Origin of the sequence: Bacillus sp. 522_BSPC, assembly GCF_001076885.1 — a bacterium.
Classification (GTDB): Bacteria; Bacillota; Bacilli; order Bacillales; family Cytobacillaceae; genus Niallia; species Niallia hominis.
Genome location: NZ_JVDT01000155.1, coordinates 1 through 6,033 on the forward strand (window position 1 = coordinate 1; position 6,033 = coordinate 6,033).

The 6,033-nt window shown below is 35.6% G+C and carries 10 protein-coding genes; 7 read left to right on the top strand and 3 right to left on the bottom strand.

Annotated features, from left to right (window positions below; genetic code table 11):
* Positions 1-114: 114 nt before the first annotated feature.
* Entirely contained in the window at positions 115-1,335 is a 1,221-nt protein-coding gene (locus ADJ83_RS12765; protein ID WP_081836520.1) for an ISL3 family transposase, read from the top strand.
* A gap of 83 nt (positions 1,336-1,418) precedes the next feature.
* On the opposite strand, the gene ADJ83_RS12770 is transcribed toward ADJ83_RS12765, so the two are convergent.
* Both ADJ83_RS12770 and ADJ83_RS24410 read right to left on the bottom strand, forming a co-directional pair.
* A complete protein-coding gene (locus ADJ83_RS12770) occupies positions 1,419-1,856 on the bottom strand; it encodes an Arm DNA-binding domain-containing protein (protein WP_031540229.1) in 438 nt (145 codons plus the stop codon).
* 13 nt (positions 1,857-1,869) lie between these two features.
* Positions 1,870-2,418, bottom strand: coding sequence for a helix-turn-helix domain-containing protein (locus tag ADJ83_RS24410; protein WP_051641032.1), 549 nt, complete (start codon positions 2,416-2,418; stop codon positions 1,870-1,872).
* Positions 2,419-2,552: 134 nt separating this feature from the next.
* Between ADJ83_RS24410 and ADJ83_RS12780 the strand changes: the two genes are divergently transcribed.
* The 6 genes from ADJ83_RS12780 (at position 2,553) to ADJ83_RS12805 (ending at position 5,279) form a co-directional block, all read left to right on the top strand.
* Positions 2,553-2,804, top strand: coding sequence for a helix-turn-helix transcriptional regulator (locus ADJ83_RS12780; RefSeq protein WP_031540231.1), 252 nt, complete (start codon positions 2,553-2,555; stop codon positions 2,802-2,804).
* 4 nt (positions 2,805-2,808) lie between these two features.
* Positions 2,809-3,081 carry a helix-turn-helix domain-containing protein gene (locus ADJ83_RS12785; protein ID WP_031540233.1) on the top strand — a complete coding sequence of 91 codons (273 nt, stop codon included), beginning with the start codon at positions 2,809-2,811 and terminating at the stop codon, positions 3,079-3,081.
* A gap of 15 nt (positions 3,082-3,096) precedes the next feature.
* Positions 3,097-3,957: a hypothetical protein gene (locus tag ADJ83_RS24415; RefSeq protein WP_051641033.1), complete on the top strand. Its 861-nt coding sequence runs from the start codon at positions 3,097-3,099 to the stop codon at positions 3,955-3,957.
* Between the two features lie 11 nt (positions 3,958-3,968).
* The gene (locus ADJ83_RS12795; protein ID WP_031540235.1) at positions 3,969-4,379 is read left to right on the top strand and encodes a hypothetical protein; all 411 of its coding nucleotides are present in this window, start codon (positions 3,969-3,971) and stop codon (positions 4,377-4,379) included.
* Positions 4,376-4,846 carry an ATP-binding protein gene (locus ADJ83_RS12800; protein ID WP_048717877.1) on the top strand — a complete coding sequence of 157 codons (471 nt, stop codon included), beginning with the start codon at positions 4,376-4,378 and terminating at the stop codon, positions 4,844-4,846. The genes ADJ83_RS12795 and ADJ83_RS12800 overlap by 4 nt, the downstream gene beginning before the upstream one ends.
* Before the next feature lie 148 nt (positions 4,847-4,994).
* Positions 4,995-5,279, top strand: coding sequence for a hypothetical protein (locus ADJ83_RS12805; protein WP_031540237.1), 285 nt, complete (start codon positions 4,995-4,997; stop codon positions 5,277-5,279).
* 211 nt (positions 5,280-5,490) lie between these two features.
* Here the strand turns inward: ADJ83_RS12805 and ADJ83_RS12810 are convergent.
* A partial coding sequence (locus ADJ83_RS12810) for an S-Ena type endospore appendage (protein WP_048717878.1) occupies positions 5,491-6,033 on the bottom strand: 543 nt, incomplete at its 5' end.

Below are 6,033 nucleotides of genomic sequence, written 5' to 3' on the forward strand. Positions count from 1 at the left end.
GGCTCTATAATATTTGTTGGGGTTGTCCTACAATTTGTATGCAAAAAAATACACGCATACATCCAATTCTTTTATACTTGAATTGTCGAGAAACAAGTAAAGAAATGGAGATGCGTGTATATGAATTTTAACATTTCTATTCCAGGATTAAAAGATGTGCTGGTAAAAAACGTAGAAGAAGTAGGAGAATATATTCATGTTTATGTAGAGATGGAGCGTAAACCGCACTGTTGTCCAAAGTGTGGCAGTCAAACCAATCGAATTCATGATTATCGCATTCAAAAAATCAAACATTTGAAGTGGTTTGAACGAAAAACGCTGTTGTTCTATAAAAGAAGAAGATATGTTTGTGCTTGCGGAAAGCGATTCTCTGAAATGAACACGTTTGTAGAGTGTTATCAGCGTAGTACGATCGAATGGAACCAGGCAATTGCAATCAAAGCAATAAAAGGAAAAACATATAAAGAGACGGCAGAAGTTTATGGAACATCCCCAACAACAGTTGTTCGTCGTTTCGATCAAATAGCCAAAGAAGCAATTCATCCGGTCACAGAGCTGCCAAAAGTGATAGCTATTGATGAGTACAAAGGCGATACCAAGGAAGGGAAATATCAATTAATTATAGCTAATGGAATCACAAGAGAACCAATTGACATTCTTCCAAATCGGTATAAAAAAACGATTAAACGGTACCTTCAAAAACATGGAGCGCAAGTACAAATCGTAATCATGGATATGAGTCCATCCTTTAAAGCAGCTGTACAAGAAGCTCTGGGTAAACCAGTTATTGTAGCGGACAGGTTTCATTTTTGTCGATATATTTATTGGGCATTAGATAAGGTTAGGCGACGTGTCCAACAAAACTTTCATGCGTATGATCGTAAGAAGTGTAAGAGAATGAAACATGTCTTTCATAAAGCAAAAGATAAGTTAAATAATGAAGAACGTTGGCTTCTAGAGAGATATCTATCTATGTCGGAAGAATTAAAGCAGGCCTATGAACTGAAAGAAGCCTTTCGAGCATGGTTTACAAGGGCTAAAGAAATTGGAAGCACACAAATTAAGAAGGTCAAATATGAACTCGAACAACTTTTAATAAGATTTAAAACCGAAGGTATTTTAGAGATGTCTGATGTAATAAAGACATTCAAGAATTGGCAGACGGAGATACTCAACAGCTTTGTGTACAATTACTCAAATGGTTTTCTTGAGGGGATTAACAATTCCACCAAAGTAATCAAACGAAACGCATTTGGATTTAGAAGTTTTGAGCGCTTTCGTGCCAAGATATTATTAACACATCAATTTAAGGGAATTGGAATACATGTTGGATAAAAACTAGAGAATGAACATTTGTATGTTTGGAGGGTCTAAGACCTTCCAAACATACAAATGCCACCAAGCTTAAGCGCGGTAGCCTAGTATTTTACCCCAACAATTGACTTAGAACCTATTTTTATGTCATTTACCGATTTAATTAATTGAGCGATTTCATTGATCATTTTTTGGCAATATGGTCTTGTTATTTCTTTTATTTTCAATTTGCTGAAGCGGGGCAATATATGCCTATTGAATTTGGATTCAATGGCTTTCTTTGTGCTTAATTTAATCGTTTTCGAATGATTGGAAAACCATTGATCGTATACATTCTGAAAAGTCAGGTTGTCATTCTTTATTGATCTTCCGCTCGCTATTTCTTGTTCAAGCTTGGCAGCAGCTATTTGTGCTTCTTTTTTGGTTTTAAAGCCCCTTCGGGTTGTAGTTTGTCTTTTTCCTGTTTCGGGATTAATTCCAGTGTCCGTCTTAAATAACCACATTTGACCTTGTTTGGTTGTGTATTTTTGAAATGATGCCATTTTTTCACCTCATTTAACCGTTTTTCTTATTAGCGTAAATTTCACATAAGTTATTTAAGTTCATATCTAATGTGGGTTTGTGCTCTAGATATAGTTTTATACATTCATAAGGTGTTGAAGGGTCTTGCCCGTAATTATACTTAAATCCCATTTTCATACTAAAAATAAAATCCACAACTTGGAATAGATGCTCAAATGTTTTAGATGTTTCTCTTACATCTGTTGCTTCTAGTTCATCCCCAATGATTATAGTCAACTGGTTAATGATGTCTTCTGCTTTTTTCCTAATATCAGGAGTAGCTTGTTTCAGTAGATCTTCAAGCAGGCTAAAATCCCTTTGGAAACCATATTGATCTGATGTTCTTATGTCTTGTTTTCCGGTTAAATAATCGACGCTTACATCGAAGAAATCAGCCAATGCTAAAAAGGTTGAAACATTCGGTTCCCGGTCTTCCCGCTCGTAATTTCCTAATGTAGTAAAGGGAATATTCAACTTGTCGGCTAAGTCTCTTAAAGTCATATTCTTTTCCCTTCGTAACGTTCTAATTCGTTCTCCAAACATAATTTATCAACCTCCAATGAGTAATTACAAATCAATATTACACATAATGAATACAAATATCAACTTGAATTTCTCAAAACGGGATGATATTGTTTATTTGTACCCAATATGAGTAATTAGGAGATGTTTAAAAGATGAAATGTACAAAACTAATAAAACAAGAGCATCACCTGAAAATTGACAGTAAAAAAATTAAACTTGCTCGAGCGGAAATGGGGTGGACAATCACTAAATTGGCTGATGTATCTGGTGTAAATAGAAAAACCATTGGTGAAATCGAAAAGGGGACTAAAAAAAAGGTACGGTTTTCTACAATCAAACAGATTGCTGAAAACCTAAATAAAGAAGTAGAGGATCTTTGTACTCAAGTTGAAAAAGGGGGATAAATAAATGAATATAAAGCTAGAATTCCCAGAAGAAACGCTAATCATAAATCGGACAGATTTAAAAAATGCATTACAGGAGCTTCTAATGGAATTACAAGAAGAAAACGGGCATGATCAAATATTAACCATAAAAGAAGCTGCCGATTATTTAAAGGTCAGTGTACCCACAATTCGAAACATGATTTCAAGCAAAGAAATTCCTTTTTTTCAAAGAGGGCAAATCATTCGTTTAAATCGCTGGGATGTACAGAAATGGTTGCGAAATAATTCTGGCTGAAGCGGGTGAAGTGTGATGTTAGGATGGGTTAAGCTTTATCGGGATTTATTGCATAAGCCTATTTGGATAGAATCCACACCGGAACAAAAAACCATTCTAATAACACTTCTTTTGATGGTTAATCATCAAGAAAAACAATGGGAATGGCAAGGGGAACCTTATAACGTTACCGCTGGCCAGGTAATTACAAGCTTGGAATCCATTGTTGAAAAATGCGGTAAGGGGATTTCAATTCAAAACGTAAGAACTGCAATAAAGCGGTTTGAAAAATTCGGTTTTCTAACAAATGAATCAACAAACAAAAATAGGCTTATAACCATTAATAATTGGGAGGATTATCAGAATAATGGAGATGGATTAACAAGCAACTTAACAGGCGGCCAACAATCAATTAACAATCGACTAACAACTAACAAGAATGATAAAAAATTAAAGAATGATAAAGAAGTAAAAGATTCTTATTGTCGCAAGTCAAAAACTTACGACGAAAAAAGCATACCGTATCAATTAGCATTAAGACTTTTAAATAACATTAGGGAAAATAATCCGGGATTTAAAGAACCAAATCTTCAAAAATGGTCGGATGACTTTCGTTTAATGATAGAAAGGGACAATCGTTTACCAGAAGAAATATCCACCGTGATTGATTGGTGTCAGCAAGATTCCTTTTGGAAGACAAATATACTTTCTCCATCAAAATTAAGAAAACAGTATGATCAATTGGTTCTGAAAATTCAAACAAGCAGAAATGTAATAAGGAAAAAGAGCCAACAGCATTTTTCATTAGATCGCCCTAGTCATTGGGAAGAACCAAAACCAATTACAAAAGATGAATTTGAGAAAATGAAAGAATGGGAAGATGAACTCCCATTTTAGGAGGTTAAACTATGAGAGTTGCGAGTAGCTTTCTACCTGAGGATGAGAATAACATTTACAAAAAGGCTGTTTTTAGACTCATGCCAGAATTAGAAGGGCATGAGCTAGAAGCGGATTTTCTTAAAAAACTTGTATGCCCGCAGTGTGGACAAGAAAGTGCATCCGCTTTGGTTTACCGCCTAAATAATAATGACAGTTGGAAGCAGTTAGGTGAAACATTCAAATGTTGTAGATGTAGGGATAGGGATATGCTTAATCTTTCTATGGAAAAAGGTTTAAAGGAGCAAAGTCAGCTCATATCTGAAAGGCTTATGAACGACTATTTTCTTCTCCCCGAAAAATTAAAGGGTTCAGGTTTTAAGGATTACCATGAACTAATCCCGTTACTACTGTTGCAAAACAAAGGGCAATTTCCTATGTGAAAACATTTTTAGCTTCCGAACAAGATCGCTACAACCTTTTAATTCAAGGCAATCCGGGAACAGGAAAAACACATTTGTGTGTAGCTATTGCCAGAACGCTAAAAGAAAAAGGTTTTATAGTTGGGTTTTTAACCACAGGACAATTACTTTCAAAAATTAAATCTACGTATAACAAAGCATCTATCATAACAGAAGAAAATATCTTTAAGGATTTAAAAAAGCTAGATTTATTGATTTTGGATGACTTGGGTGCGGAAGCATCGGGAGGAAATGATGATTGGAGAAAGAGTATAATTTTTGAAATAGTAGAAAGTCGGAGTGGTAAACCGACAATCTACACGAGTAATTTGACGGATCAAGACTTACCTATGGTCGTAGGAGAAAGAGTCTTTAGCCGTCTATACGATAATACAAAATTCATTGACTTATTTACAGAAGATTACCGAAAAAAACTTCGGATAAAATAATTATTTCGTGGAGGGATTGAGAATGAAGGACAACAAAACAAGGCAAAAGTTTATTTAATTAAGAGCGAAAGGGATCAGCTTTAGTAAAATTGCCAAGGAACTTAACGTATCGAAGTCAACGCTTATTGCGTGGTCAAAGGAACATCTCATGGAAATAGAAAATATGAAGGCAGTTGAAATTGAATCGTTACAGGAGCAATTTTATATGACAAAAAAAGCCCGTATCGAATTATTAGGACGGCAAGTTGAGCGCATGAAAAAGGAACTTGAAAATAGAGACTTTTCAGATGTCCCGTCGGACAAATTGTTAGATACGTTAAATAAAACGCTAATCCAGTTAAAGAATGATGAAATAGAAATCACTTTCAGAGGGGAGGGCGATACGTTGGAGGATTTAGTAAGCACTATGAATACAGTTACATGGAAACCATAACAAATCCAAAATCAGCCCAAAATAGATATAAGGGTGATATTTCATAGAACAGTTCGAACGAGACGTACAGGAGTGTGGGAGGTCGGGGGTTAGTCACCCCCTCCTACTCAATTTCATTATGGTGTACGTTATAGTAATGTGAATGGGATGATTTTCTTTACATGTTTTCCAACAAAATATATTAAGAAAGCTTTCAGTCTATAGGAACCCATCATTTATAGCGATGTGAAACATATCTTGTGGTACAGTATTCAAGGTCAAAGATGACTTCACCGCTGCACGTTTCTGTTACTGATTCATTTTTAAAACATGCAATATCAAGTGATCTTAAACATTCGACAAAGATTGGGACGGATGCTCCAGGACTGACTGTAGCGACTATTGCTGAACCTGCAATATCAGTGACGCGGACTTCCATGGAACAGCCGCTAGCCGAATTGCCTGTGTTCTTTATCACAATCAACCCGCTAAAATCAAGGTTCGAACGGCTGGTAAAATGGTTGTAATAATTACAATCGCAGGGTTGTGAGATAGGGCCGCAATGTTTAAAGCATCTTAGTTCTTCTTCCTTTCTGCAGAAATCAAATCCTTTGATTTCTTCTGGGCAGAGTTTATGATCATCATTACAATTGTCTTTGGGAATATCATCAGATTCACCTAGCATCATTTCGAAAATATTGGAATCACCATTAAATTCTTCACAACCATCCCATTTGCACTTGTGTTTTTCACAATCAACGCATTTGCACTTGTC

Coding starts and splice junctions, on each gene's coding strand:
- ADJ83_RS12805 (WP_031540237.1), top strand. CDS start 4,995: ATGGAAATAGAAAATATGAAGGCAGTTGAAATTGAATCGTTACAGGAG.
- ADJ83_RS12770 (WP_031540229.1), bottom strand. CDS start 1,856: ATGGCATCATTTCAAAAATACACAACCAAACAAGGTCAAATGTGGTTA.
- ADJ83_RS12780 (WP_031540231.1), top strand. CDS start 2,553: ATGAAATGTACAAAACTAATAAAACAAGAGCATCACCTGAAAATTGAC.
- ADJ83_RS12785 (WP_031540233.1), top strand. CDS start 2,809: ATGAATATAAAGCTAGAATTCCCAGAAGAAACGCTAATCATAAATCGG.
- ADJ83_RS24410 (WP_051641032.1), bottom strand. CDS start 2,418: ATGTTTGGAGAACGAATTAGAACGTTACGAAGGGAAAAGAATATGACT.
- ADJ83_RS12795 (WP_031540235.1), top strand. CDS start 3,969: ATGAGAGTTGCGAGTAGCTTTCTACCTGAGGATGAGAATAACATTTAC.
- ADJ83_RS24415 (WP_051641033.1), top strand. CDS start 3,097: ATGTTAGGATGGGTTAAGCTTTATCGGGATTTATTGCATAAGCCTATT.